Annotated in this window: 22 protein-coding genes; 15 read left to right on the forward strand and 7 right to left on the reverse strand. The window is 49.3% G+C overall.

Going from position 1 to position 24,600, the window contains the following annotated elements:
- The first annotated feature begins 51 nt into the window (after positions 1 to 51).
- A complete protein-coding gene (locus tag M0R33_RS16265; RefSeq protein WP_066986667.1) occupies positions 52 to 2,298 on the forward strand; it encodes a copper-translocating P-type ATPase in 2,247 nt (748 codons plus the stop codon).
- A gap of 69 nt (positions 2,299 to 2,367) precedes the next feature.
- Here the strand turns inward: M0R33_RS16265 and M0R33_RS16270 are convergent, their stop codons facing one another.
- Complete coding sequence (locus M0R33_RS16270; RefSeq protein WP_066986665.1) at positions 2,368 to 2,739, reverse strand: glycine zipper 2TM domain-containing protein; 372 nt, start codon at positions 2,737 to 2,739, stop codon at positions 2,368 to 2,370.
- A 335-nt stretch (positions 2,740 to 3,074) separates the two neighbouring features.
- On the opposite strand from M0R33_RS16270, the gene M0R33_RS16275 reads away from it, so the two are divergent.
- Positions 3,075 to 3,314 carry a hypothetical protein gene (locus tag M0R33_RS16275; protein ID WP_083960717.1) on the forward strand — a complete coding sequence of 80 codons (240 nt, stop codon included), beginning with the start codon at positions 3,075 to 3,077 and terminating at the stop codon, positions 3,312 to 3,314.
- Between the two features lie 92 nt (positions 3,315 to 3,406).
- On the opposite strand, the gene M0R33_RS16280 is transcribed toward M0R33_RS16275, so the two are convergent.
- The 4 genes from M0R33_RS16280 to M0R33_RS16295 are packed head-to-tail and all read right to left on the reverse strand — an operon-like array spanning position 3,407 to position 6,625.
- A complete protein-coding gene (locus M0R33_RS16280; protein WP_292571534.1) occupies positions 3,407 to 3,691 on the reverse strand; it encodes a hypothetical protein in 285 nt (94 codons plus the stop codon).
- 37 nt (positions 3,692 to 3,728) lie between these two features.
- Positions 3,729 to 4,085 (reverse strand): TniQ family protein, encoded by a 357-nt coding sequence (locus tag M0R33_RS16285; protein ID WP_292571537.1) that lies wholly within the window; start codon positions 4,083 to 4,085, stop codon positions 3,729 to 3,731.
- The gene (locus M0R33_RS16290) at positions 4,086 to 4,988 is read right to left on the reverse strand and encodes a TniB family NTP-binding protein (protein WP_292571539.1); all 903 of its coding nucleotides are present in this window, start codon (positions 4,986 to 4,988) and stop codon (positions 4,086 to 4,088) included.
- Positions 4,982 to 6,625, reverse strand: a complete 1,644-nt coding sequence (locus M0R33_RS16295; RefSeq protein WP_292571541.1) for a Mu transposase C-terminal domain-containing protein — start codon at positions 6,623 to 6,625, stop codon at positions 4,982 to 4,984. The genes M0R33_RS16290 and M0R33_RS16295 overlap by 7 nt, the downstream gene beginning before the upstream one ends.
- Before the next feature lie 228 nt (positions 6,626 to 6,853).
- Here M0R33_RS16295 and M0R33_RS16300 point away from each other — a divergent pair, with 228 nt between their 5' ends.
- The 7 genes from M0R33_RS16300 (at position 6,854) to M0R33_RS16330 (ending at position 13,678) form a co-directional block, all read left to right on the forward strand.
- Positions 6,854 to 7,474: a recombinase family protein gene (locus M0R33_RS16300; protein WP_292571544.1), complete on the forward strand. Its 621-nt coding sequence runs from the start codon at positions 6,854 to 6,856 to the stop codon at positions 7,472 to 7,474.
- A gap of 3 nt (positions 7,475 to 7,477) precedes the next feature.
- Positions 7,478 to 7,669: a WGR domain-containing protein gene (locus M0R33_RS16305; RefSeq protein WP_292571547.1), complete on the forward strand. Its 192-nt coding sequence runs from the start codon at positions 7,478 to 7,480 to the stop codon at positions 7,667 to 7,669.
- 72 nt (positions 7,670 to 7,741) lie between these two features.
- Positions 7,742 to 8,104, forward strand: coding sequence for a hypothetical protein (locus tag M0R33_RS16310; RefSeq protein ID WP_292571550.1), 363 nt, complete (start codon positions 7,742 to 7,744; stop codon positions 8,102 to 8,104).
- Positions 8,105 to 8,171: 67 nt separating this feature from the next.
- Positions 8,172 to 8,510: a ribbon-helix-helix protein, CopG family gene (locus M0R33_RS16315; RefSeq protein ID WP_292571553.1), complete on the forward strand. Its 339-nt coding sequence runs from the start codon at positions 8,172 to 8,174 to the stop codon at positions 8,508 to 8,510.
- Positions 8,507 to 8,884, forward strand: a complete 378-nt coding sequence (locus tag M0R33_RS16320; protein WP_292571556.1) for a type II toxin-antitoxin system VapC family toxin — start codon at positions 8,507 to 8,509, stop codon at positions 8,882 to 8,884. The genes M0R33_RS16315 and M0R33_RS16320 overlap by 4 nt, the downstream gene beginning before the upstream one ends.
- A 42-nt stretch (positions 8,885 to 8,926) precedes the next feature.
- Positions 8,927 to 11,080, forward strand: coding sequence for a DNA methyltransferase (locus M0R33_RS16325; protein WP_292571559.1), 2,154 nt, complete (start codon positions 8,927 to 8,929; stop codon positions 11,078 to 11,080).
- A 3-nt stretch (positions 11,081 to 11,083) separates the two neighbouring features.
- Positions 11,084 to 13,678 (forward strand): DEAD/DEAH box helicase family protein, encoded by a 2,595-nt coding sequence (locus tag M0R33_RS16330; protein WP_292571562.1) that lies wholly within the window; start codon positions 11,084 to 11,086, stop codon positions 13,676 to 13,678.
- A gap of 27 nt (positions 13,679 to 13,705) precedes the next feature.
- Here M0R33_RS16330 and M0R33_RS16335 read toward each other — a convergent pair whose 3' ends face one another.
- Positions 13,706 to 13,864, reverse strand: a complete 159-nt coding sequence (locus M0R33_RS16335; RefSeq protein ID WP_292571565.1) for a hypothetical protein — start codon at positions 13,862 to 13,864, stop codon at positions 13,706 to 13,708.
- A 95-nt stretch (positions 13,865 to 13,959) separates the two neighbouring features.
- Here M0R33_RS16335 and M0R33_RS16340 point away from each other — a divergent pair, with 95 nt between their 5' ends.
- From M0R33_RS16340 to M0R33_RS16360, 5 genes are all read left to right on the forward strand, one after another.
- Positions 13,960 to 17,070, forward strand: coding sequence for a hypothetical protein (locus M0R33_RS16340; protein ID WP_292571568.1), 3,111 nt, complete (start codon positions 13,960 to 13,962; stop codon positions 17,068 to 17,070).
- On the forward strand, positions 17,070 to 19,544 hold the full coding sequence (locus M0R33_RS16345) for a hypothetical protein (protein WP_292571571.1): 2,475 nt from the start codon (positions 17,070 to 17,072) through the stop codon (positions 19,542 to 19,544). Before M0R33_RS16340 ends, M0R33_RS16345 begins: the two co-directional genes overlap by 1 nt.
- Positions 19,545 to 19,688: 144 nt before the next feature.
- Positions 19,689 to 19,979, forward strand: coding sequence for a type II toxin-antitoxin system RelE/ParE family toxin (locus M0R33_RS16350; RefSeq protein ID WP_292571573.1), 291 nt, complete (start codon positions 19,689 to 19,691; stop codon positions 19,977 to 19,979).
- Between the two features lie 9 nt (positions 19,980 to 19,988).
- Positions 19,989 to 20,282 (forward strand): addiction module antidote protein, encoded by a 294-nt coding sequence (locus M0R33_RS16355; RefSeq protein ID WP_221054647.1) that lies wholly within the window; start codon positions 19,989 to 19,991, stop codon positions 20,280 to 20,282.
- A gap of 348 nt (positions 20,283 to 20,630) precedes the next feature.
- On the forward strand, positions 20,631 to 23,528 hold the full coding sequence (locus M0R33_RS16360; RefSeq protein WP_292571583.1) for a TIR domain-containing protein: 2,898 nt from the start codon (positions 20,631 to 20,633) through the stop codon (positions 23,526 to 23,528).
- A 515-nt stretch (positions 23,529 to 24,043) separates the two neighbouring features.
- On the opposite strand, the gene M0R33_RS16365 is transcribed toward M0R33_RS16360, so the two are convergent.
- A complete protein-coding gene (locus M0R33_RS16365; RefSeq protein WP_292571586.1) occupies positions 24,044 to 24,364 on the reverse strand; it encodes a hypothetical protein in 321 nt (106 codons plus the stop codon).
- On the opposite strand from M0R33_RS16365, the gene M0R33_RS16370 reads away from it, so the two are divergent.
- A complete protein-coding gene (locus tag M0R33_RS16370; RefSeq protein WP_292571589.1) occupies positions 24,351 to 24,590 on the forward strand; it encodes a hypothetical protein in 240 nt (79 codons plus the stop codon). The genes M0R33_RS16365 and M0R33_RS16370 overlap by 14 nt on opposite strands.
- Positions 24,591 to 24,600 lie beyond the last annotated feature (10 nt).

Genomic DNA, 24,600 nt, shown 5'->3' on the forward strand with positions numbered 1-24,600 from the left:
TGCTTGAACTGACAAAAGTAATCCGCCTCACTAGCCAAACAGGATAAGACCATGAAGAACGCTACCCAAGAATCCACCTATACCTGCCCCATGCATCCGGAAATTCGTCAGGCACAGCCGGGAAATTGTCCTAAATGCGGCATGACTTTAGAGTTGATAATCCATGAAGGTAGGCAATCGCAAACCGAATACGTGTGTCCCATGCATCCAGAAGTGGTGCTTAAAGAACCGGGTTCCTGTCCCAAGTGTGGCATGTCACTGGAAGCCCGTCCTGTTGCTGGGGAGGCAGAAGACAATACCGAACTTGTCGATATGAGCCGACGATTTTGGATATGCGCGGCACTATCATTACCTGTATTCGTTTTAGCCATGGCACACGATCTTTTGCCGAGGTTGATCACTAATGATCTCGTCAACCATTGGCTGCAATGGTTTGAATGTGCTTTAGCTACTCCGGTGGTTTTATGGGGAGGCTGGCCTTTCTTTCAGCGCGGTTGGCGTTCTGTCATTAATCGTAGTTTGAATATGTTCAGTCTGATCGCCTTGGGTATTGGTGTGGCCTGGGGTTACAGCATGGTGGCACTGTTATTCCCGGATATATTTCCTTTGATCATGCGTAATGTGTATGGTCAGGTCGCAGTCTATTTTGAGGCTGCTGCAGTGATTACCACTTTGGTTTTATTAGGACAAGTGCTGGAGTTGCGGGCACGTAGTCGCACCAATCTAGCCATCAAGCTGCTGCTGGAACTAGCGCCAAAAACAGCGCGACGTGTGTATGACGATGGTCGGGAAGAAGATATTGCCCTGGAACAGGTCCAAGTGGGCGATGTACTGCGCGTCCGTCCGGGTGAAAAAATTCCTGTGGACGGCATGGTGCAAGAAGGCGCAAGTCATGTTGATGAGTCCATGGTGACCGGCGAATCGATGCCGGCGGCAAAGAACGTGGGGGACAGACTGATAGGCGCCACCGTGAACAGCAATGGCAGTCTGTTGATGCGGGCCGAGAAAGTGGGCAGTGATACGCTATTGGCCCAAATCGTAACTATGGTCAGTGAAGCGCAACGCAGCCGGGCACCGATCCAGAAGCTGGCCGACACAGTGGCGGCTTATTTTGTACCGGCAGTTGTGATGATTGCCATGGTGACCCTGATAGTCTGGTGGCAATGGGGACCGGAACCCCGATTGGCGCATGCCGTTGTCAACGCGGTCGCTGTGCTGATTATTGCCTGCCCCTGTGCGCTGGGTCTTGCCACGCCTGTATCCATCATGGTCGGCACAGGTAGAGGCGCACAAATGGGGGTGCTGATTAAAAATGCCGAAGCGCTGGAAATCCTGGAAAAAGTCGATACGCTGGTGGTCGATAAAACCGGCACGCTGACGGAAGGCAAACCGCGTTTACTGGCAGTAATAGCGACTGCGGAATTTTCCGAAACAGAGGTGTTGACGCTTGGTGCCAGTCTGGAGCGGGCCAGCGAACATCCCTTGGCCGCAGCTATTGTCGAAGGCGCTGAACAAAAAGGCATCACGCTATCTGCGATCGAAGAATTTGAATCGGTCACTGGGAAAGGGGTTATCGGCAATATAGAGGGTCGTCTGATTGCACTGGGTAACATCAAGTTAATGCATACTCAGAACATCGATATTAGCCCTTTACAACAGCAAGCAGATGAATTGCGTCAAGCCGGACAAACGGTGATGTTTTTGGGTGTAGACAGCGAATTGGCAGGATTAATCAGTGTAGCCGACCCGGTTAAATCCTCAACGGCAGATGCGCTGAAAGCCCTGCACACAGCCGGCATAAAAGTGGTCATGCTGACTGGCGATAATGAGACCACAGCTTATGCCGTAGCCAAGACACTGGGCATAGATCGGGTCGAGGCGGAAATATTGCCGGAGCAGAAAGCTGAAATCGTTAAACAATTACAGGCCGAAGGCTTTATCGTGGCGATGGCGGGCGATGGCATCAACGATGCACCGGCTTTGGCCCAAGCGCATGTGGGGATTGCTATGGGAACGGGTACCGATGTGGCCATGGAAAGCGCGGGGGTTACCCTAGTCAAGGGTGATCTGCGCGGCATCGTCCGCTCAAGGCTGTTAAGCCAAGCCACGATGCGTAATATTCGGCAGAATCTATTTTTTGCCTTTATTTATAACGCACTGGGTATTCCGGTGGCAGCGGGTGTGCTCTATCCATTCTTCGGTATGTTGCTTTCACCCATGATTGCTGCTGCGGCAATGAGTTTTAGCTCGGTGTCTGTCATCTTGAATGCTTTGCGGCTACGCAGAATATCCTTTTAATTGATCCATTGCTGAAAGTGACTGATTGTATTCTTGTTACGCTAGCAAGGATTTCTGACAGCAGGTAATTTAATATCTGTCATTCCCGATCCAGGCACCTGCGGCAGCACCGATGCCCGCAGCCAAAGGATCACCTCTACCCATTTCATAACCCATTACGCTTCCGACCACACCACCCACTAAACCTTGGGTTGAGCGTTGATCGTAACCGTAGTAATTAACCGGTGGTGGGGGCGGTGCATAGTAACGAGGTTGTACCGGAACATATTCAACCACTTGCTCGGGAACATAAACAATCTCTTCCCGATAAGAGGGATAATAATCCTGCCTGTGATGGCGGCCGTGATGATGCGCATGATAATCATCCCAGTCATCATCATCCGCAAATGCAGCCGATGAAAGCAACAATCCCAAAACTATAATTTGCACCATTCTGAACATATAAACTCCTTTTTGGAAAATGATTCGGTTGCGGCAGATTCTGCTGATAGCGGCTTAAAATTAACTTAATACCTAACCAAACCTCATTCAAGACTAAAAGGCAGAGTCTTTTTTGGAAAACTGGCTTCCATATGATGGATATTTAAGGCTTTGCAATAATAGAATAAAAATAAACTATGTTATATGACGCGCCTTAACAAGGTTATATACCGCATTTTTTTAAGCAACCTTGCCATAGAAGACGCTAAGGCAATGAAATTAAACAAGTCTTTTCATGGCATTTCATGTGCTTGCTGATTGTTTGCTTTAGACGTTCAATATGTGAGGTTACAGAAATGGCACAAGAGTTAATGGCTTCAAACTATGCAACAACAGCTGATCAAATCAATACCGGCGCTCTGATGTTAGGTGCTGGCTTGGCCTTGACATCAATGATTTTAGTACCTGCGTTGGCTATGCGTTTTGGCTTAAGCGCTAGTTTGACCGGTGCATTAAGAATCGCCATCATGAAAGCCTCTAATCGTGCAGCAACTGTTAAAGCAATTACAAATAGTCAGCAACATCTATTGCGGTAATAAATCACTAAATGGCACTGGATTTTTTGGGTGCCAGATGCCGTTTTGATTCGATGATCAATAGGAATTTAGCTGACCGATCACGAATAAGACTAATAATGAAATGCTTTTAGTGGATAGCCGTCAAAATGTGGATACAACTCCTCTAGGCATGTCTTCAAAAAACTGTGCGAGAAGCGAAACCAAAAGCAATTATTAATCGACAGCTTTTCTGCAGTAATCTGCCGTTCAAAATCGTGTTTTTCAGGTGTGTGAATGTCGCAAAGTGGCCGAAACTGCGATCTGAGCGGTTGAGCGTCGGTGATCCACTGCATGACCATGAAACGGCCGCGTAATTCGTGTTCCATCTTGATGGACATTTGAACGTCTTTAGCCATGCCAGCCTCACGGATATTGTTGAATGATGCTGATTATTCATTTATGCGGTGGATTTTCTACCAACTGCCTGTTCGCGACAAGTTCTAACGCAGCTTTGCCTTCAGCAGTTTCTACATATTGACGCACTTTGTCCATAAGTTGATCCCAAACACGCCGCCAAGTCATCTGCTCAAGCAGTTCAACAGAAATTCCCGTGCCATTGGATAGTCGCTGGAGTAGTTCCGGTGTGGGAGCCTGAAATTGTCTCGCTCGGCTATCGGCGACAGGGATACCAAGAGCGCGAAGGCAAAAGAGTTCATAACGAACACCGTAACACTCAGCAAGTCTGCGGACATACTGTTCTAACGTTTCGGCATCATGAGGTTTCGGATGCAACGGCCAGCGCTTTTGCACTCAACGCAATTCCCGCTCAACCATGCGCCGACGCACGCTGGGAGGATGATAATCAGCGCGCTCAATGACGGCACAATTAATGCGTTCTTCTCCCTGCAATAGCGCAGCGACCGTGGCACTGTTCAAGAGTGCGGTAATTTCACCAATAGTACCTTCAGATCGCCGCAAAATCAGCTCGCACAGCGGTGCAGTTGCTAAATGTGAGGGTTCACGCAAGGGCAAAACAGTTTCGAAGCTGGCCAGCAGACGTGCGAATTCCTCGCCAGCCTCCCAGAGTGGTAGTAACAGAGGATGAAACCGATTTTCAAGCTGGTCGTCGCTACGAATCGCAAGATAAGCGTCACGGATACCCAGGCAAACGATAGGAATGCGCAGATCGTTGCCAATAAAACGGAGCAGATTCAACAGTTCGCGTTGCCGCCTAGCCGTTGCGCCGAGTAAATTGTGTACCTCGTCAATTATCAGCATGCGGACGCCGACGGCTCGCATCAGTCGTAATGTCAAGGCCTCACGCACGTCGTGCCGACCATAAAAGCCAACTGGCGTACCCAGTGTAGCCTGCAATGCGGTGTGTAGTCGGTTAGCGGTTGCCTCGGCTGGCATTTGTAGCATGAGTACCGGAATGACCTCGTGTTCACCATCCTCTGACATCCGCTGGGGATGCGCGCGATGAAACTTTTCGGCAATCATGGTTTTGCCGTTGTTGCTTGGGCCTACAATAAGGATGTTTTTCGGACGCAGTTTGCCAGGCTCGTCGGAAAGTAACGCTTCAAGTTGTACCAATGCTTGGTGGGCACAGGTGTAGCCGATCCATCGCTCCATTCGAAGGCGAGCTAGACGCTCTGCACTGGGTAACATGGCCAGTGAGCGCGCTTCTGGACCTAAATGGCTAAGGCTTACCATGCTTCGATGTCATCAAACGGGAGTACTGGACCAATATCAACTGTCGACGTGGCATTCTCAATTTGAGATGACTCCCTCTCTAGCTTCGAACCCAATTGGCGGCGCGTCCGGTTGCGGCGGGCTGTGCGCGTAAGCGTCTCGGCCTTACGCTCAATCTCACGCATTTCATCAATGGCGGCGAACAAACTGGCTTCGTCGACCGCAGTGCGTCGCTGTTCACGCAGACGTTTTCGCGCTAGTTTGTGCTCCCATAGGCTGATAGCCGGTCGAGACAACATGCGATACGGTACTTCCAGGTAGACATTATGCTCTTCATCAAGCACGAAAATTCGTGACAAATCGCGGGGATCGCGGCGAATCAGCAAAGGAGTTGGCTGATTGCGCAACTGTATCCATGGACGTAGCGCATTGCTGTAGTAAGTGATGTGATCAATCGTAATACCGTCCCGTTGTAAAGAGCGGCGCACTACTGGCAGGAAGTCGATCAGGAAGGTGCGTGGGTCACGTGGTATTGGTATCGTTTTGTTGGCGGCAATAAGCGACTGGAGACCTTGCTGGTAGCGATGCAAGGGGATATCGTCATCCATACCTTCGTGCGGCCGCAGGTGGTAATACTTGGTAATCGCGACGGCAAACCAGCGTTCAAGTTCTTCAAGAGTTAGACAGGCCGTCTTGTCACTATCATAGACACCGCGTTGGGTTGGATTTGAAAAGGTTGTACCGGGCAAAGCATGAACAAGCTGCATCAACGTGCCAATAACGCGCTCGACGACTCCGCCGTAATGAGGCAGGCCAGGTGGTCGCCATTCGATGGCAATGCCATGCTGAGCACAGCCGCGTTCAAATGCTAGCGAATGAAATTCTGAGGCGTTATCGACGCCGATACGACGCGGCTTACCGTTGACGGGCCAGCATGCTTCAATATCACGCTGTTCTAACCACGGCGCCTTATCACTGGCTACCAGGGCCAGACAAAGGCCAACACTGGTGGCCGAGGGCGCCTCAAGCGATAGATGGAACCCGGCAATGCAGCGACTAAAAACGTCAATGGCCACCGTTAGCCATGGTCGGCCAATCGGTGAACGATCCACTGGATCGACGATAATCAGATCGACTGGCGTATGGTCTATTTGTAGCCAGTCAAGGGGAATATCAGAGGTTGGCGTGATGCCGTAAATCGGCTTGATTTCAGGATGGGGCTCGCCGCGTTGACAGTGTTCAGCTGGAGATAAAGTTTTCAAGCGGCGGCGGATAGTACTCTCAGAAGGCGGCGCTAATCCAGCTTTTAAGCATTGATTCCGGATTGCAAACACGAGTTCGGCAGCTGACCGTTTTTGCCGTGTAAGAAAAATTTCGGCTATCAGGCCACGGAGCAAATTTTCGCGAGGTGCGGCAAGTCGCTGTTTACCTCGCCCACCATTGGAGCCACCCGGCAATAGCGCAGTGAGGTCGCCGCCGGACTCGCGTAACCGTTGAATTAGCCGGTACACCTGCCTTTCGGATAACCCCAATTCAACGGCGGCTTCATGCGCTTTCTCGCGAGAACAATACTGGATTTCAAACAACGGACGCAAGACGACAGCACGGCGATACGCTTCATTCCATTCGCATTCTGCAATCTGAGAAAGGTCAGTCATAGTGCCCCCTTTGCGACGTGCTGACGTCGACTTTAACAATTTGCAGCTTACTGACATCGGGTTAGATGTCTGCTGTCATCGACTATGACATTTTAGTTTGTAGATAGCAAGGTAATACGCGAGCGTTGCTAATGACTGCTGACACCGGCTTCGGAAAGTCACAAGTAGTCAAAACGAATTTCGTACATGAGTTATAATTCGTACATCCATTTCGGACGGAATTAGAGCATGTCACGCGTCTTTGCTTACTGTCGAGTGTCGACCACGGACCAAGCCACCCAAAATCAAAGCTTGGAAATTCAATCCGCCGGTTTTGCCATTCAGCCGCATCGTTTGATTGAAGAAAGCATCAGCGGTTCAGTCGCGGCGAAAGAACGCCCCGGTTTTAATAAACTGATCGAGCGGCTGGAAGCGGGCGATGTGTTAGTGGTGACCAAGCTGGATCGCCTCGGCCGCAACGCCATGGATGTCAGAGCCACGGTCGAGCACCTTTCTGACTCCGGAGTGCGGGTCCATTGTTTGGCGTTAGGCGGGGTTGATCTGACCAGTTCTGCCGGCAAGATGACCATGCAGGTTATCGCAGCGGTCGCCGAGTTTGAGCGTGACTTGCTGATTGAGCGAACTCAAGCAGGCATTAGTCGGGCGAAGGCGGCGGGTAAACAGTTCGGTCGGCCGCCGGCACTCAATGCGGAAGATCGTGCTGAAGTGGTGAAACGATTGGCTGTTGGCAGCAATGTTTCGGAGTTGGCTCGGGAATTCAAAACCACCCGGCAAACCATTATGCGGATTAGGGAAGCTGCGTTGAAAGCACAAAAAGTCGACAATACGATCCACTCTTCTGGAGAGTAACTGATGAATCACGTGTATTTGGAACGGCATGATGACAATGACAACATGCATCGTTTTTATCAGATGTTTGTGACGCCGGGTCTATTTGACGATTGGTCGTTGATCAAGGAATGGTTCGATTGTGAGGAGGCCGCAGTAATAGCTGGTCAAAAAATCAAGAATAATAAAGTGAAAAAGGGCTACCAGCTAAGATAGTCCTATGGGACTTTAGTGACTTTTGTTTAAACGTACCCCCAAATAGTGTATTTAACGAACGGTGTTCTAATTGTGAAGCCAGAGTATTTTATCATCACAGAGCTATTGGATGGCGGTATTGGAGAAGTCAAAGATGTCGTATGGCGGCATGCGCTAACTCATGACGGCAAGAAAATTACTTTCTGGGGTTTAATTGATTCGATGAGAAACATCAAAATCATTGAAAATCAAGAATTGCCTTTCATCGTTGGAATTTGGAGTTCCAAAGAGAACTGGGACTTTAAGCGTAAATATGGCACCGATATGTCGGTAGATGAAGCATGCGGTATTGTCATCAATCCATTAGCTTCCAAATATGTCAGGCTGCTGCTAACACCTGAAAATATCGATAACCTTCAACAAGCCCTTGAGCAAATATCGGTCATTCCCGATTAAACTCTACCCACTCGTGATCAATCTCCTTTATGATTACACATGAACCACAAATAACCAGAGCGTAGCCATGGCCACAGAAGCATTTACCGTTAGAACCGAATCAGACATTGTGCATCAGCTTGATAGCATGGCCGGGGCGTTGGATCGATCGCGTAATTATCTGGTCAACCAAGCCCTGCGGGAATACCTAAAAACCCATGCCCGGCAGATTGAGAAAATAACCCAAGGCATAGCAGCCGCCGACCGGGGCGAAGTCATCGCGCATAAGGACGTGATCAAGGAAATGGAAGCCATCGCTCAACCTGCATCCGACGATGATTTCTTCGACTGTGTCGGCATCTGGGAAGACCGCGACATCGACCAAGCCAGCATCCGCTCAAAGGCCTGGCCGGATCGACGCGGATGATTCTGTGCGACACCAATATCCTGATTGAATTCTACAAAGGTAATCCGGCAATTGTCCAAACCCTCAGAACCATAGGGCCTGCCAATATCGCGGTCAGCGTCATCACCAAAGCCGAACTGTTTTACGGCGCTAGAGATAAACAAGAACTGGCAAAAATCGAACGCCATCTTGAGAAATGCCATTGCTACGGCCTGAATCCGGCCATTTCTACCTTGTTTATCGACTTGATGCGGCGGTATTCGCTCAGCCATAAAGTCACGATCCCCGACATGCTGATTGCCGCCACTGCGGTTAGTCATGATGTGATGCTGTACACCCTAAATACCAAGGATTTCAAATTCATCCCCGACTTGAATTTGTACCCCTCAAATTGACAAGGCATTTACGCCAATTGATACGGAAAGTGAAAGCAAGCAATGTCACGACTGACTGATTTAATTGCACAGACCAAAGCCAGGGACCCTCAGTTAGGTGCGGACCTGGAAAGAGAGTTCAAGGTGTTGTCTTCGCGCCTGCCATTCGGATTGAATTTCGAGCGCCATAGCCCCGAGGCCGTGGAATTGCCGCAACGCCCAATCCGCAAGGGCGACAAGGTGCGCGTGTTGCCCGAGCGTGGCTCGACGAAGAAAGGCGATCAACGGCTATGGCAGGTAAAAGCCATCCACAAGGCAGTTAGCGGCAAGGTTGCCGATCTTGAGTTGTTGGGGACTATAGAGGCGGAAACGCAGACTGTGGCGCTGGATGATCTAGTCGTCGTTGCCGAATTCCGCGACATCATTTATCCGGGGCTAGTCAGTACCGGCAAGGTTGAGCGTGGTGGCGATAAGCCTTTCCACACGGTTATCAACGGTGAAAATTACCATGTTCTCAAGGCGCTGACCTACACGCATCGTGGCAAGGTGGACGCCATCTATATTGATCCACCTTACAACACAGGGGCGAAAGACTGGAAATACAACAACGACTACGTTGAAGGCGACGATCTGTACCGGCACAGCAAGTGGTTGGCGATGATGGAGCGGCGGTTGTTGGTGGCGAAGGAATTGCTGAATCCGGCGGATTCGGTGCTGATCGTTACGATCGATGAGAAGGAATATCTGCGATTGGGAATGTTGCTGGAGCAAGTTTTCCCAGAGGCAACCATTCAAATGACCACCATTGTGATTAATCCATTGGGTCAAGAAAGGGCTCAGCAACTCGCTCGTGTAGAGGAATACGCATTCTTTTGTTTTTTGGGTAGCGCATCTCCTAGTGTCATGTCTGACGACTTACTCAACCGATCAGAAATTGCTGGAGATCAAGGCCTGGACAGCACCGATGAAAAGGTGCGATGGGAGCGACTTTTACGGGGAGGTTCAGATGCAAGCCGCCAGAAAAGCCCTGATCTATTCTATCCAGTCTTTGTTGACCCCAACCAACACACAGTACACTCAGTGGGTGAGCCTATTGCACTGGGTGTCTTGAGAGAAACGGTAGTGGCCCCTAAAGGGACAATTGCTGTTTGGCCTTTGCGTACCAGTGGAGAAGAGGGGCGTTGGCGCTGTTCTCCCGCCTATTATCGGCAGCTATTAGAAAAAGGATATGCGAAAGTCGGTGAATATGACAAATCGAATGATCGTTGGTCGCTGCTGTATTTGGGTAAGGCTCAAATACGGCGTATTGAAAGCGGCGAAATTAAAGTGCTTGGTCGTAGCGAGCAAGGGGCTTTGGAGCTAGGGCGAACCGCGAAAATAAAGCAGTTATTTTCGGTAAAAACTGTATGGAATCGACCTTCGCATCGTGCTGGTGAATACGGAACTTCTATGAATCGACTACTGATTCCTGGTAGACGTTTTCCATATCCGAAGTCTCTCTACGCGGTTGAAGATGCGCTGCGGATTATTGTGGCAAGTAAACCAAATGCAGTCATCCTTGATTTTTTCTCCGGCTCCGGCACGACTGCGCATGCCGTGATGCGCCTGAATCGCCAAGACGGCGGCCACCGGCAGTGCATTTCAGTGACCAACAACGAAGTTGCAGCGGATGAACAGAAGTCACTTCGCGAGCAAGGCTTACGCCCTGGCGACGCCGAATGGGAAAAACACGGCATCTGCGACTTCATCACCAAGCCGCGAGTGCGGGCCGCCATCACCGGCATAACACCCGACGGCGAGCCGATCAAAGGCGACTACAAATTCACCGATGAATTTCCGATGTCCGAAGGCTTTGAAGAGAATGCCGAGTTCTTCACCTTGACTTACGAAACCCCTATCTCGGTCAGTCATAACCGGGCTTTTGCTCGGATTGCGCCATTGCTGTGGCTACGGGCCGGCTCTCGGGGCAGACGCATCGACAAGATACCATCAGCCGGATGGGCGATCGCGGACGCCTATGGTTTGATGGTCGATGTCGATTGTGCTGAGCCGTTTGTCCAGGCCGTTACGCAGTCGCAAGGGCTTACTGTGGCCTATATCGTCACCGACGATGATCGTCGTTTCCAATCCATAGCGCGCCGCCTGCCCGCTCATGTGGAGCCGGTTCGCCTGTATGAATCGTACTTAACCAATTTCAGCTTTGCCAACGGGGAATAAAGGATGAAGTTCACGCTGAAAGACTACCAGGCCGATGCGGTACGCGATGCATTGGATAACTTGAGAAAAGCCAAAAAACGCTGGCATGAAGACGCAGACAAGCACGCTTTTTCGCTGACCGCTGTCACTGGCGCCGGTAAAACGGTAATGGCCGCCGCCGCTTTCGAGGCGCTTTTCCACGGCGATGATGAATATGATTTCGATCCAGACCCCGGCGCGGTCGTCATCTGGTTTAGTGATGATCCGGCGCTGAACGAACAAACTCGCTTCCGTCTTATGGAAGCCTCTGATCGCATTCGTCATACCGATTTGGTGGTGATCGAGAACACCTTCAACAGAGCCAGATTCGAGGCCAAGAAAATCTACTTTCTGAACACGCAGAAATTGGGAAAAAATAGTTTACTGGTACGCGGCTATAGCGATGAGGAACTGGATAAAAAGGCAGGACCATTGTTCCCGGAAACCCGTCCCGATATGCGTTCATATACGATTTGGGACACGATACGCAACACCATAGAAGACCCCGATTTAACCCTATATTTGGTGCTGGATGAGGCGCACCGTGGCATGGGTAACCCCAGCAAAGCCATGGAGAGCGCCAAGAGCACGATTGTTCAACGCCTTATCAATGGTACTCGTGATGTGCCTGGCATTCCTGTGGTGTGGGGTATTTCTGCTACCGTGGATCGCTTTAAAAAGGCAATGGAAGGGGCGCAAAAGCGTATTACTCTGCCGGATGTGGTAGTGGATTCCGCTAAAGTGCAGGAATCAGGCCTTATCAAAGACACGATCATTCTGGATATTCCTGATGAAGTCGGTGATTTCGATACGGTCTTGGTTCGCCGTGCCACCGACAAGCTAAAAGCCATCACGGAAGCTTGGGTCGAATATGCCAAGCAGCAGGATGATCCCCATTTTGTTATTCCGCTGATGGTGCTGCAAGTTCCCAACACACCAGACCCGAATGATATTGGCCGGGCCCTGGATACCATATATCAGCAATGGCCTGAGCTTCCGAGTGGTTGTATCGCGCATGTTTTCGGCGAACACACAACGCAACAGTTCGGTAATCGCCACGTGCCTTATATTTCGCCTGAGCGCGTTCAGGAATCAACGTGGGTGCGTATCCTCATAGCGAAGGATGCTATCAGCACGGGTTGGGACTGCCCACGCGCCGAAGTTATGGTGTCTTTCCGCTCTGCGGTTGATCGCACGCACATCACTCAGCTATTGGGCCGCATGGTCCGCTCTCCTTTGGCTCGACGCATTCCCGGCAATGAACGCCTCAATTCGGTGGACTGCTTGTTACCTAAGTTCGATGCCAAAACGGTCACACAGGTGGTTGATACCCTGATGCATGGTGACGATACTTCGCCTCCGCCCGGTGGTCGAGTGCTAATCAACCCAGTAGAAATGAAGCCAAATCCCGATGCTACGCAGGCTGTGTGGGATAAATTTGAAGCCTTACCATCGCAAACCCGGCCACAACGGGGTGCTAAACCGGCAAAACGTCTAACAGCACTGGCCCATGAATTGGCTTTTGATGGCATATTGCCGAGAGCAGGCAAGTTAGCCCATGCGGAAATGCACAAAGTGCTGGATGCGCTCCAGGAAAAACTGAAGTCAGACATTGAGCAAAAGCGCAATGGCGTCATGACGGTTGACGGCAAAACCGTGGTGGCCGATCTGAAGGGGAAAACAAAAACCTTCAACGAATTTCTTGAATCGGCTGACATGGCTGTGATTGATGACACCTACCGGCGCGCCGCCCGACTATTCAGCCCCGACATTTCACGCACCTATGTCGATGCTCTCGCATACCGGACCGCCGATCCAGAAGATGAAGAGGAATTTATTGATGCGTTGGTCGATGGACGGGTTTCTATTGCCGCGCTCGGTTTAGTCACAGAATCCCAGCCCTATTTTGATGCCGAGGCAGACAAGCTAGCCAAATGCTGGTTAGAGAAATACGGCCCAGTCATAAAAAGTTTGTCGCATGACCGGCAAGAGTCGTATCGCCAAATCAGGGAAATGAGCACCGAGCCGCAAGATGTCGATTTGGTGAAACCGGAGGGGAAATTCGAGCCAACCAAGGCACGTGAGAATGATGTTGAAACGCAGCTTCCCACATATAAAAACCATCTGCTTTGCGATGAGAAAGGGAATTACCCTGCGGAATTGAACTCCTGGGAGGAAAAGGTTGTTGCAGCCGAGATGAAGAGAGAAGGCTTCCGTTTCTGGTATCGCAACCCTCAACAACCAGGGCAATCATCGCTGGGGATTGCCTATCTATCCGGCGATCAGTACGGCATTGTACGACCTGATTTCATATTCTTTGCAAACAATCCGGATGGAACTGTCGTGGCGGACATCGTTGACCCGCACGGCCTACATTTAGCCGATGCGCTACCAAAGCTGCAAGGGCTTGCTTTGTATGCCGAGAAACATGCCAAATTTTATCGTCGGATCGAGTCAGTTGCCGAGGCGTCAGGGAAACTTCGCGTACTCGATTTGACTAATGAGGCTGTACGTAATGGAATTGCTGTGGCTAAGGATGCTGCAAGTCTTTTTAATGGTGAATTGGCGAGAGATTATTGAGGTGGTAATCCAGCGCGTCGGATGAGTTTAAAAAAACGACAGAATTGTTTTATAGGGTTTTTTGAGATACCACAACTTGCGCCGCTTTGAACCACTTTTTAATTTCCCAAAAAACCCCTGTTTTTCAGGGCTAAAATTGCGAAGTGGATACTCTTTATCGGATTCTTCTTGAGTCTGTTGTGGCATTGTGCTGTACACTAAGTTTAAAGAAATTTCAATCCACTATCGGACTGGTCTTCCGTTGAGTGAAGTGGCGTAGCAGCCAAAAAAGGAGCTGACCTATGACGACACCTTTAAATCGTGGTGGCGCGAGCATTTCTGCGCGCGACTGCACCCCATCCATTGATCTTGTCCCGATTTGCGATCAACTCGCCAAATCAGTAAGCGATGTTGCGGCACAAAGTGGTGAATTTCTTTCGCTTGATGGAGGAAAGCTTGCTATAAACGTTAATGCTGTAACCTCCCATTTCATTAAGAATCCGAAGTTTAGTGAGCAATTCTCTCCAGCAGGCGCATCTGCGCTCTTACGAGACATAACGCTTCCACCGCCGGGTACTGTTGCACGTCTTGGCGGCAGGTTGATTTCGGGATCAGAGCCAACTGCAAGCAAATCAATCGAGCGTCTGCACGATTCGATTTCTTCGGCGCTTGATGCGACGTTCAAATCTGGTGCCTATACAAGTCTTTTGGCCCCTTCTGTAAAGTCGGTGCTCAATGAGATGGCGTCATCTATTGGCGAGAAATCACTTGCCTTATCTGACTCAGCAACACTAGTTCCTGTTATCTTCGCTCCAAGTCAGCGAAACGCAAATGAGCGAACGAGCGATCTTGCTCGCTTGTTTACCGCAATCGAAATAATCGATGGTCGTGACTGGCTTGAAGCTCTTCTTTCCGGAATTTCCACAAGGCTTAAAACGCGGGGTGTTGATCCTTCAGAAATCGAAGACATTGTTGAAAGTATACGAACAACAAGGAATCAGCCGGGGAGTCAAATCCGACGATTTCTAGATTTTCTTGACGATGAGGCTCTATCGAGAGTTCGCTTGCAAGTCACTAAGCAATTGATGATCGCTATTGCTGCGCAAAGCAAGTATGAGGGGTTCAAAGACTATGTCCGTCGTGTTATTGATGCATACGAGTTGTTCGCCGGACCAAATGGCGAAACCCTAACACTTGATGTAGCCTCCGCTTATGGTCAACTCAACAATAGTGCTCTAGGGGACTATTTGAATATGGCCACGTTTTACTCCTGTCTTCCAGTCTGGTCTGAATGGTCGGTTCAACTATTCGAGACAAGAACTGAGCCAACGAGAGGTTTCAAAACCATGCGCGAGGTTTCTTATCGATTTCGTGTCAATGGCATGAATCCGCAACAGGGCTGCTCAGCATTTGATGCGCGGCTGAAGAGGATTTCAGACCGAGTGCTAGAGACCCCTTCCACCCAAGTCTCCGGTAAGCGAAGTATCGCGGAACTCATGTTTCTATGGCTGGTTACCCCCGATTCATTGCACACAACTAAGGCAAAGGATCTAGTTTCCAGTGCCACGGAAGTCGCCGCCGACTTGAAGGCCGATCCTGTCGGCACTTTGCAACGCTTGCACCAAGAACTCCAGGCGAGGTCATCGGTAATAGATGATCTAGCCTCTGAGTTAATCTCAATTCTCAAGGCCAAGTCAAAAACTATTATAGAAACAGCAGAAAGAACCGCTGATCGTTTCACGATTTCCCTTAGTCGATCTATTGTGAACTGGGAGGCAGTGGAATCGGCAGCTTCAGCAGACTATTTGGTTAAAGCCGAGCGCCGTGAGGATTCTGTTGAGTGGTTTAACCACTTGACGGTTTCTGCGTCTACATCGCCATCCGGTGGTATTGCATCGTATGCCGTGGAAATTCAGATTCAGGAAAGATCACTGGCCGCCAATGGACCTAGAAACATTATTCCAATGTCTCGTGATCTGAATCATCCCCTCCTGCCTGTTCGATTAATTCCTTCGCGTCAGATCAAGGCCAGCGGTCAATGGGTCTACGATGTACCAGACTCTTCCGTTTTTGAAACATCGTGCGGTATAGATATTTGTTATGCGCCACGCCACCTTGCATTGAGTCGTAATGACAATAATGATGGGAATAAACCTAAGGAACATTTGCGAGCAGCATCGTTAGTAGCGTTTGCCTTGGTTACATACATAACGCTGTGGGAACTTATTCGCCGGCTGAAAAGTATGACAACCAAACCGTTGACGATGACGATGGTTCGTTTGCAACATACCGGAAAGCAAATTGACCGTGAAGCAGATGCAAATGATGGCAACACCGCTGTATATAGCATCAGTCAGGCCCTTGAAAAAGCCTTATCGCGCGAATTGCCAGTAAAACTTCAAGGTTTAACGACCAGTGTGTCCGACGTCGATACAACCGGTCGATGGAAAAAGCGCGGTGCTCTGCATGCGCTTATGGGTAGCCAAACACTACATTTTCCGATGGCTGGAACTCTTGATCGCGTTGCTTTGATAACCTATGTGACTCGTCCGACCGACATGCATCCGTCGTATCCAGACGCTGATGGTTACATGTTTGTCAGTCGTACATATACAGCATTACAGCAAGACGGCGTTGCCGTAATGCAATTTGATTCGATGAGTACCAGGCTGGTTGATAACCGGAAAGAGTTCAAGACGCCACCTTCAATTTTAGAAGAAATCGCTCGCCTACAGACCAAAGGATTTGAGCACATCATTTTGCTCTCTCATCATTTCGGCAACCGGCATATTGGACGGGCAGCCGAAAGGCATTCTCCGCACGGCACCCTAGAGTTTCTTGATGATGCGACGCAGCGTTTCCCGTCTATACATCTATACCCGCTTCGCCGCGACGTATTCCCAGCGACACGACTGAGGAAACGGGACAATTCTGAAAGCGGCTTCGAAGTTACGAGTTTTACCGACCACCAGGCGATGTTCGACAATATATCTCATGATGTATTGCGCAGTCTGATGCCCATCTACACCTTTGCAACACTCGCGGTCGTTGGAGAAGAGCATCGTCCGCAATCAGGATTTTGTACCTACTTTTTTGACATTGAGCAACGGGTTTCTGATCTCGGGCGAAAAGAGGATATTCGTCAGAACATCCTCGGTATCGGAAACGGCCAAGGGGTTAACCAGAGTTTGATTTCCGTTCTTCGTGCCCTCCATTTTATGGAGAGCGAAAAACCATCAAACCGTGAAAATCTGCTGCCAGTTTTGGACCCATTTGATTGGACGACCCCGAATACAACCGCGTCTGCCGGAGAAATCCCTATTATTACGCGTCGGCAAGGCAAGCGTTCAGTCCTTTTGTCATTTCCTGCTGTCTTGGCTCATGTGACATCCGTGCTTCATAAGGAGTCTTAGTGAGTGATCTGCCATTCCAGAAACAAGCTGAGCTCTGGGGCAAAACCTACGAGATTCTTGTCAAGCGGGGAGTACTTGCAAGCTTGGTTGAGTGTGAAGTACTTCCAAGAGATCATGAATCGACCAAAGTTTGGCGTGAAACTAAGTTACTTAAAATATCTAGCGCACTGATTCGAGAACTGGATATTCTGGACGAACGAGAACGTGAGATTGCCAAAGCAGGAATCGACCACATGGCGCTCGGCGCATTCGGTCTTGGATACACCACGACACGGCAATACCTCCTGTCCCATGAGAAGGCACTTAAGCGCAAGAAGCTCATGTTACGTGGGATTTGGTGCCCCTTGACACTGCCTGGTGACGACACTTCAACTGCTGAAGCTAGGCTAGCGAACGCAACCGCGTTCCGACATGCCTTTCGGTTACCTGAAAATGTGGTATCGGGCCTATCTGGAAAAGGAGAGCCAAGTAATGCCGACTTTTTGCTCTGGCTATCTGGTAGTGCTAATGAAGACCATATTCTTGTTCAGGAATACTCCTACGACATGCCCGGTGAACTGGGCGACTTCAGGATGCAGGAAGCGCATCTGGACGAGCTTCTTCGACATCGCAGGATTGTTAATTCACGAAGCGTGTTTGCCAACGTAGCTGCCGAGGTTGCTGGAGAAGACTTCAATTTGTCAAGTGACATTCGGCATCACCTCACTGCCTTGTCTGGCGACAACAAACCTCTATTCAAGTTATGCCAGGCGTGTTCATATGCAGAGACTTTTGCCCAGATAGTATTGGGCACCAGTGAAAACAAGAAACCAATCGTAGCACGCGCTTTAGCGATTACACCGAATGGACTCGAAAGCCTTGCCGCACAATTTGGTCATTCTGAAAGATGTGATCCACGAGTGCCACTTATGCAACAACTTGGCGCCGCCTATCGAGGAACACAAAAACTTGCAGATGGCGACGAAGAGGGTCTCACTAAGCAAGTTGAAGCTGTTTTTAATAGTATTCGTCGTAAGCTGCCCATCGCACTTCAACAGGGCATGAGGCAACTGACACACCAGCCAGAGCCAGGCAACGATTACGTTTTTGAGTTTGAGGAGTCCATCCCGAACTTCGCCAACCCAATGATGCGGCTCAAATTGGACGAGGCCGCTAGTCTTGTAGAAGACACAAAGCCAGTCATCGACTATTTCGACGCGTCTGGCAGAGGGGCCGTTATGTCGGCAGTGAAGGACCTGATCGGCGATGCGACGAATATTTCACTTCGAGACCTCCATGCCGCGGCAACAGTAGCCGGCATTCGGCGGTCGACCAAGGGCATGATGAATGTCATAGCACTTGAAGGTAATCCAGGGATCGGAAAAACAACCGCTGTTCGCCGATACCTTAGCGAGACCGATAACGGTTACCTATTTATCTATGTTAGCCCGCGTGTCATTCTCAATCGTGATGTCACAGAAAGTTTGGCAAGGAACAATGGGCGTCCAACTGGCATCTTGGCGCTCACCTCGAACGCTCAGTTGAATGCAGCCGCAAAACGTTATCACGAATCGTTGGTCGAAAAGGGATTAGCTAAACCTCGGCATATCGACGGCGGAGTGATAGCGGATGGGGTGGGTGACCTCAATGTACCTTCGTCCGGCAGCATTCTCATCATAACACCCGAGCAGGAGACTGAAATTGACTCTGATCATGCCGGATCAACGGTGGCTAAAACTACGCTATCCGAGTTGGAGGACCGCGTTAAGGATGCGCACAGGATTGGCGTGCTTCAAGGTCTAGCCAAGACTACTCGTGAGTTGATGCAAATTAACCCATCGCTCAACCGAATTGTGTTGACCGCCGCGTTACAGGGATTTCGAGAGAGAGGGGCCGGGCAATCAACCATCAGTGCCTTGTCGAATCTGTTTGAGAACAAGGCCGAGTCAAATGCAGGCCGACGAGAGAGGCAGCGTCTTGCCGAACGTACTCCGAACATCATCGTCATGATCGACGAGTTGGCAGGCGATGGCGCCGGATCACCGTTTGTGCATGCAGTAGCGCGATGGCTTGAAAGCGAGTTCCTTGAGTGTTTTGAGGACGAACCGAGTCCGTTTGCCATTACATTGATTGCCTCAGACGCATCTTTAGGTAACGAGATTGTATTGTCACGATACCTTGATGCCGGCGAGCGAACGCCCGACAAGATCCTCGTATCTAGGTCATCTGGCGAGAGCTGCTTTCGCATCGCAGTAACCGATGTCCGGATCGGCGGCGTCAACCGGCCAACATTACACGTGATGGCCAACAGCTTCCCTGCAAGCTCATTGCATATTCGATACCAGACAAAGCTCACTGCCGTTCGCATTCAAGAACTAGACAACGGAATGCAGGAAACACCACGGCAAGCAATCAGAAGAGTGGCTGAAGACTCAACGTTGGACTTGGCCGTAGTAGGCTATTTTTGCCCATCCCCTCGAAAAGGTAAAAATTAGCAATATCTAATAGGCTAGCATGCAATTTCCACCATATTATCTGGCACATAATCCACCCCGCTATTATCCATTTCAACACGAGCCCTTACGTTTGGCCCGTAGTCAGTCTATTGACAAACGTAGCCTATAGGCTACACTTAAAGCATGGTCGATATAAAGAAAACCGATGTTTATGCCCGATGGCTGGACAATCTTCGTGACATTCGTGCTCGTGCACGAGTTTTGGCCAGGGTCGAACGTCTAGCTGCCGGCAATCCGGGTGACGTGAAGTCGGTAGGCGAAGGTGTATCAGAAATGCGCATCGACTATGGCCCCGGTTATCGGGTGTATTTCACTCGACGCGGCAACGAAATCGTCATTTTATTGGCCGGTGGCGATAAAAGCACACAGGATGCCGATATTAAAACCGCTCAAAGTCTTGCCCGTAACCTATAGGATAACACAATGACAAAAACTATCATCAGCCGCTACGATGTAGCGGAGCACTTGAGAACCACCGAAGAAATGGCGGCCTATCTGGATGCCTGCATCGAGGAGGCCGACGGCGATGCGGCCTTCATAGCCAAAGCGCTTGGCGATATTGCCCGTGCTCGCGGCATGTCACAGATTGCCCGAGACACAGGGCTTTCTCGCGAAAGCCTGTATCGATCCCTGGACGGCGAGCATATCCCTAGTTTCGATACGATTCTCAAGGTAACAAAGGCGCTAGGCATTCATCTGCATGCCGACCCGGCCTGATAAATTCAGCGGTACGAAAACGTACGTTAGCGGCTAATCTAATTCGCTTGCATGCTTTCTTAAGCAAACTGACGGACAACACCCGGCCAAAACCAGTCGCTCGTCGTTTCCGTAGTTAGATCGTTGAGAGGCTGCTTCACCTTTGATACCGGACCGGACTCGTATCGTTAAGTGAACTCCAAGTTGGCATACTCAGACATTTAAAATTTAAGATCATAAATACTTAGATCATTTTATGGATAGGTTGTTGGAAAACTGGTTGTAGAATGTGATTTTTTTCGACAGATCGTCTAGCGATCTCATGCCTAAGCAACTGCAAGGGACATACGGCCCAAGGAAAAACAACGAATGGAACCAATCAAAGTTTTCATTTCATACAGCTGGGACTCCGACGAGCACAAGGAGTGGGTAAAGAAACTTGCTGATACGCTAGAAGAGATTAAAGAGGTTCACGTCACATGGGACGGGTATGACTTAGACTCCCTCGTTGATAAAAATTACTTCATGGAAAAGGGAATCCATGATGCAGACCTTGTATTGGTCGTCACAACGAATAAATACAAAACCAAGGCGGATGATCGGCTAGGAGGAGTTGGACTCGAGACGTTTATGGCGACTGCTCTTCATTGGGATGGGATGCTTCGCGACAAGAAAAGCAAGTTGGTCATGATAGAGCGAGAGGCAGACTCAACGCCCCGATACCTGCAAGGACATTTTCACCTTGACTTTAAGGATGATAAAGAATTCACGAAACACATAGAAGAATTGCTCCGTCTTCTGCAGGGGAAGGCTAAATCTGATCGTCCGAATAAGCGCAGAAGTCTAAACTCCCCGGTTAATCATGTATATGAATTCACGCGCGTTGAGGAACTGATTCGCGTAAACCACCCAAATCGATGCGCCATCGTAAATGCAGAAGAGGGAACGGACTTTTCTGGCGCAAACAGAATTAAATATGAACTTTGGGAGACCAGATCCCCGGCAAAAAGCTACTTCTTGGCCCTTCATGCTAACGCAAACATTCAGCAAACTGCACACCACGCAGCAAACCGTCTTGTGGCCTCAGGAATCAAACCGTCAGATATTACAGTACTTCGCCATAGAGCAAGCCGCCCGGAGCAAGATCTCATTGCAAATGTATTTTCAGAAAAGCGACTTCCAACAAAGATACATGAATGTACGTACAAAGAGTATATCTGGGAGTACTGCATAGACGAAAGTCTTAAGGCGATTGATCCACCGAGTCCGATAGAGAATTACACCAATCAGGGCTTAACTTACACAAGCAACGAGACTGGGGAGCTTACACGTGTGGAATCCGCGCTGGATCACATCGTGGGAGTGTTACAGAAGCCCTCCAACGTCTCAGCGCATCTCGTCGTCGCACCAGGCGGCATGGGGAAGACGTCACTATGTCTTTCTGTCGCTAAGCATTTGCACTTTAGAAATGATCTTCGATCATCCGTCATACTGATCCAAGCCGAATCGATCAAAAAATACGTAACTAAACGAGGCCTGGTCCAGTCGAGGATAGACACGATTTACGACATCTACGAGCTATACGCGAAGTATCAGGAATACGGAAAACTCTTTGATCGGTCAACCTTCGATCTGGCGGTTGTCTGTGGCAATTTGACAGTGATCATCGATGGCTTGGATGAACTAAGTTCGCTCTTTCAGGAGCGGTTCGATGTAGCGGCTTTTCTTGAATCGTTAAAGCAACTTCATGATCAGCTTGGCAGCAGCAATATCCTTTTGACTAGTCGAAATAGTCTTGTGGATTATGGCTCCGCACTGGAGGCCCTAGCGATTGAGCGTTACGAACTATTGGGTTTCGACTCAGAGAGTTGCAAACGCTATGTAACACGACGCCTTCAGGGATATGAAGCGAGCCCGACTCTCATTCAAAAAGCAATGAATCAAATTGCGAAAGTTCGAATCCGCGACGATGAAGATCGGATCATTCCTTTCTTAGCTGACATTTCAACCACGGTAATAGAGGACGAACTCAGACAGGGCACAGATCAAGGTTTCGATGTGTTTGATGATTTGACCCCATATCCTTCAAACAACGATGTCACCGATCACATCGTCTTCTCCATCCTACGTCGCGAACAGACTCGGCATGATCTAGAGATACCGATCTGTGAAGTTGTTGAATTGATTTCAGATCTAGTTGTTGACTACGGTAAGCGTTGGCAGCTAGAAGAAATGCAGGATCGGTTAAAAATCTATTATGAGACCCGCGCCCAGTCGATTCTGACGAAGTTGCTACTAAACCCGCTCCTTGTCATTCAGAATGGGGAGATCGAATTACGATATTCATTCCTTGGTTCGTATTTTGAAGTACTGTTAATGCTTCGTGGACTGCTAAAAAGCAGCGTAGAGCGTGGTTTCATACGCGCACTCTCCCGTTTGAATAGAGAGAGCGAAGAAGCGCGAGACCTAAAACGCTACTTCCAGGCTCATCTTCCAGAGGTCGAGGATGCTATTCGGTCAATTATCCCTAAGCTCCGATCTATAGCTGTTAGCTGTGAGACAACAACGAATACACTGGGTGATCGCGAGAATGCTAAAGGGGCAATTTCGGGACTGCTAGCACTGTTTTTTGGGATGCAAAAATTGGCGATCGATACTACGTCATCCAAGCTTCTCTCATTTTACGGTATTCCAGAATACACCAGTTCAAGCCGTACTATAGACGGCTTGTTTATAAGGGGCTCATTTCCTCCTATTGACTTCTCGAATTTGATAATTATTAATTCTAAATTTCAGGACTACAAAAGTCTGTGGGCATGTCGATTTAAGGATACCAAGTTCATGTACTCCGTATTTGAGGATTGCTTCGATGTTTCTTGCGCGAATTCTCAGCTTGATTCTTCAATGATTGATGGGACATGTGATATTGGTGACCTTCGAGAAGCATTTGCAGCGGCCAAAACCACCAAGGCTGATGAGCAAGCTATGATTTACTATGAAGTGAATCGTTTCCTTAATTCATTTTTCAAAGGCGACCGATTCGTTGACAACAAGATGGATTATATTAAATTCTCTAACAAGGTCCCTGGTCTTGCCCGTCAGAGTTTCGATCGTCTGGTAGTAAATGGATATTTCAAACTCACCAAAGAAAAGACCGTGGCCAATTTTTACGAGGTAGCTCCTGATTTCAAAGCTAGTGTGCGCAAATTTCTAACTGATGGATATCCAGATGGCAAGATGAAGAAGTTCATAACCATAGTGCGTTGAAACACCTGTGTACCTAGGCTATCAGGTTAAAATGGATACCGGTGGACTTATCGACTCAACCTCGTCAAGCTAGAGCGCTCATCGCAGGTAACTAGAGGGTAACTTTTGTCGTGGATGACCGCTACATAACCAAGAGCAGACTTAACGCAGTAAGTTTGTCCGGTGACTGGTTTGGGTCGGTTGCAGCATGTCACGAGTGTCTGGTATCGGGAAGTATAAAATCATAGCCGACTGGCAGGTATAGATCGAAATTATCATTTCAATCATTGCCCCACACCATCTCAGTCAATGCACCATCGGCTACACACGAATCAATGTCTTGACAGTAAAGCCCCAGGCCACGCTGGAGATAGAATAGATACCGTAGGTTCGGCAAGCTACTGAGTAGTGGGTATAGACCAAGCAGGCACTTTCTCGCACGGTCCCTCATCAGCCAGATGATGAGGTGTAAAGGTTCATCGGCTAGTGCGGCAATTCTCGTCCAATGTCAAAAAGTCGCTCCAGATGCAGCCCCGTCAGGCTTCGAATCCGACCTCGCGGGAGGAAAGACCCGATTCGTCACCATAGATTAACGATAAACCGATCGGGTTCGGCTTATCGATTCGACTCGCTGAATAGGCATCCAATAGTGGCGTGATATGGCGGACTGAGCTAGGCGTGGTATAAACAAAATAGCACGCGCCATCATCAGCCCAGCAGCCAAACATTGCCATGCCCACAGGTCCGTTTCGCCCTATATAGGCGGCCCGGAATGCGCCCAACAGCACGTTCATTTCGCCGGATTCGTATTCCTGGCGCGAGAGTCTAATGCGGTGCCAACCCATGGTTATTGCCATCGGATACCTGCTGTCACTAAAACCTCCTGAATTTATCGGCCTAACGCCGGATGCGCCAGTGCTCAGCGCGACAGTGGTCATGCTGCTACGGTGGATGAATCTTACCATCTGCATACTGTTCAAACCAAAAGCCATCTCGAGGCTTGCAGGTATTGTTCAAATACAACCCGCTGGTTCAATCCCACACAGCAACTACGCGGCCGCGAATAAAACCCTGAATCTTTGAAACAGGGTAT

Source organism: Methylomonas sp., from assembly GCF_023228165.1.
GTDB lineage: Bacteria > Pseudomonadota > Gammaproteobacteria > Methylococcales > Methylomonadaceae > Methylomonas.

Coding starts and splice junctions, on each gene's coding strand:
- M0R33_RS16295 (WP_292571541.1), bottom strand. CDS start 6,625: ATGACTGACCTTTCTCAGATTGCAGAATGCGAATGGAATGAAGCGTAT.
- M0R33_RS16290 (WP_292571539.1), bottom strand. CDS start 4,988: ATGGTAAGCCTTAGCCATTTAGGTCCAGAAGCGCGCTCACTGGCCATG.
- M0R33_RS16370 (WP_292571589.1), top strand. CDS start 24,351: ATGGTTATTGCCATCGGATACCTGCTGTCACTAAAACCTCCTGAATTT.
- M0R33_RS16305 (WP_292571547.1), top strand. CDS start 7,478: ATGAATCACGTGTATTTGGAACGGCATGATGACAATGACAACATGCAT.
- M0R33_RS16360 (WP_292571583.1), top strand. CDS start 20,631: ATGGAACCAATCAAAGTTTTCATTTCATACAGCTGGGACTCCGACGAG.
- M0R33_RS16265 (WP_066986667.1), top strand. CDS start 52: ATGAAGAACGCTACCCAAGAATCCACCTATACCTGCCCCATGCATCCG.
- M0R33_RS16330 (WP_292571562.1), top strand. CDS start 11,084: ATGAAGTTCACGCTGAAAGACTACCAGGCCGATGCGGTACGCGATGCA.
- M0R33_RS16300 (WP_292571544.1), top strand. CDS start 6,854: ATGTCACGCGTCTTTGCTTACTGTCGAGTGTCGACCACGGACCAAGCC.
- M0R33_RS16335 (WP_292571565.1), bottom strand. CDS start 13,864: ATGCCACAACAGACTCAAGAAGAATCCGATAAAGAGTATCCACTTCGC.
- M0R33_RS16280 (WP_292571534.1), bottom strand. CDS start 3,691: ATGGCTAAAGACGTTCAAATGTCCATCAAGATGGAACACGAATTACGC.
- M0R33_RS16355 (WP_221054647.1), top strand. CDS start 19,989: ATGACAAAAACTATCATCAGCCGCTACGATGTAGCGGAGCACTTGAGA.
- M0R33_RS16270 (WP_066986665.1), bottom strand. CDS start 2,739: ATGTTCAGAATGGTGCAAATTATAGTTTTGGGATTGTTGCTTTCATCG.
- M0R33_RS16320 (WP_292571556.1), top strand. CDS start 8,507: ATGATTCTGTGCGACACCAATATCCTGATTGAATTCTACAAAGGTAAT.
- M0R33_RS16365 (WP_292571586.1), bottom strand. CDS start 24,364: ATGGCAATAACCATGGGTTGGCACCGCATTAGACTCTCGCGCCAGGAA.
- M0R33_RS16275 (WP_083960717.1), top strand. CDS start 3,075: ATGGCACAAGAGTTAATGGCTTCAAACTATGCAACAACAGCTGATCAA.
- M0R33_RS16325 (WP_292571559.1), top strand. CDS start 8,927: ATGTCACGACTGACTGATTTAATTGCACAGACCAAAGCCAGGGACCCT.
- M0R33_RS16340 (WP_292571568.1), top strand. CDS start 13,960: ATGACGACACCTTTAAATCGTGGTGGCGCGAGCATTTCTGCGCGCGAC.
- M0R33_RS16315 (WP_292571553.1), top strand. CDS start 8,172: ATGGCCACAGAAGCATTTACCGTTAGAACCGAATCAGACATTGTGCAT.
- M0R33_RS16350 (WP_292571573.1), top strand. CDS start 19,689: ATGGTCGATATAAAGAAAACCGATGTTTATGCCCGATGGCTGGACAAT.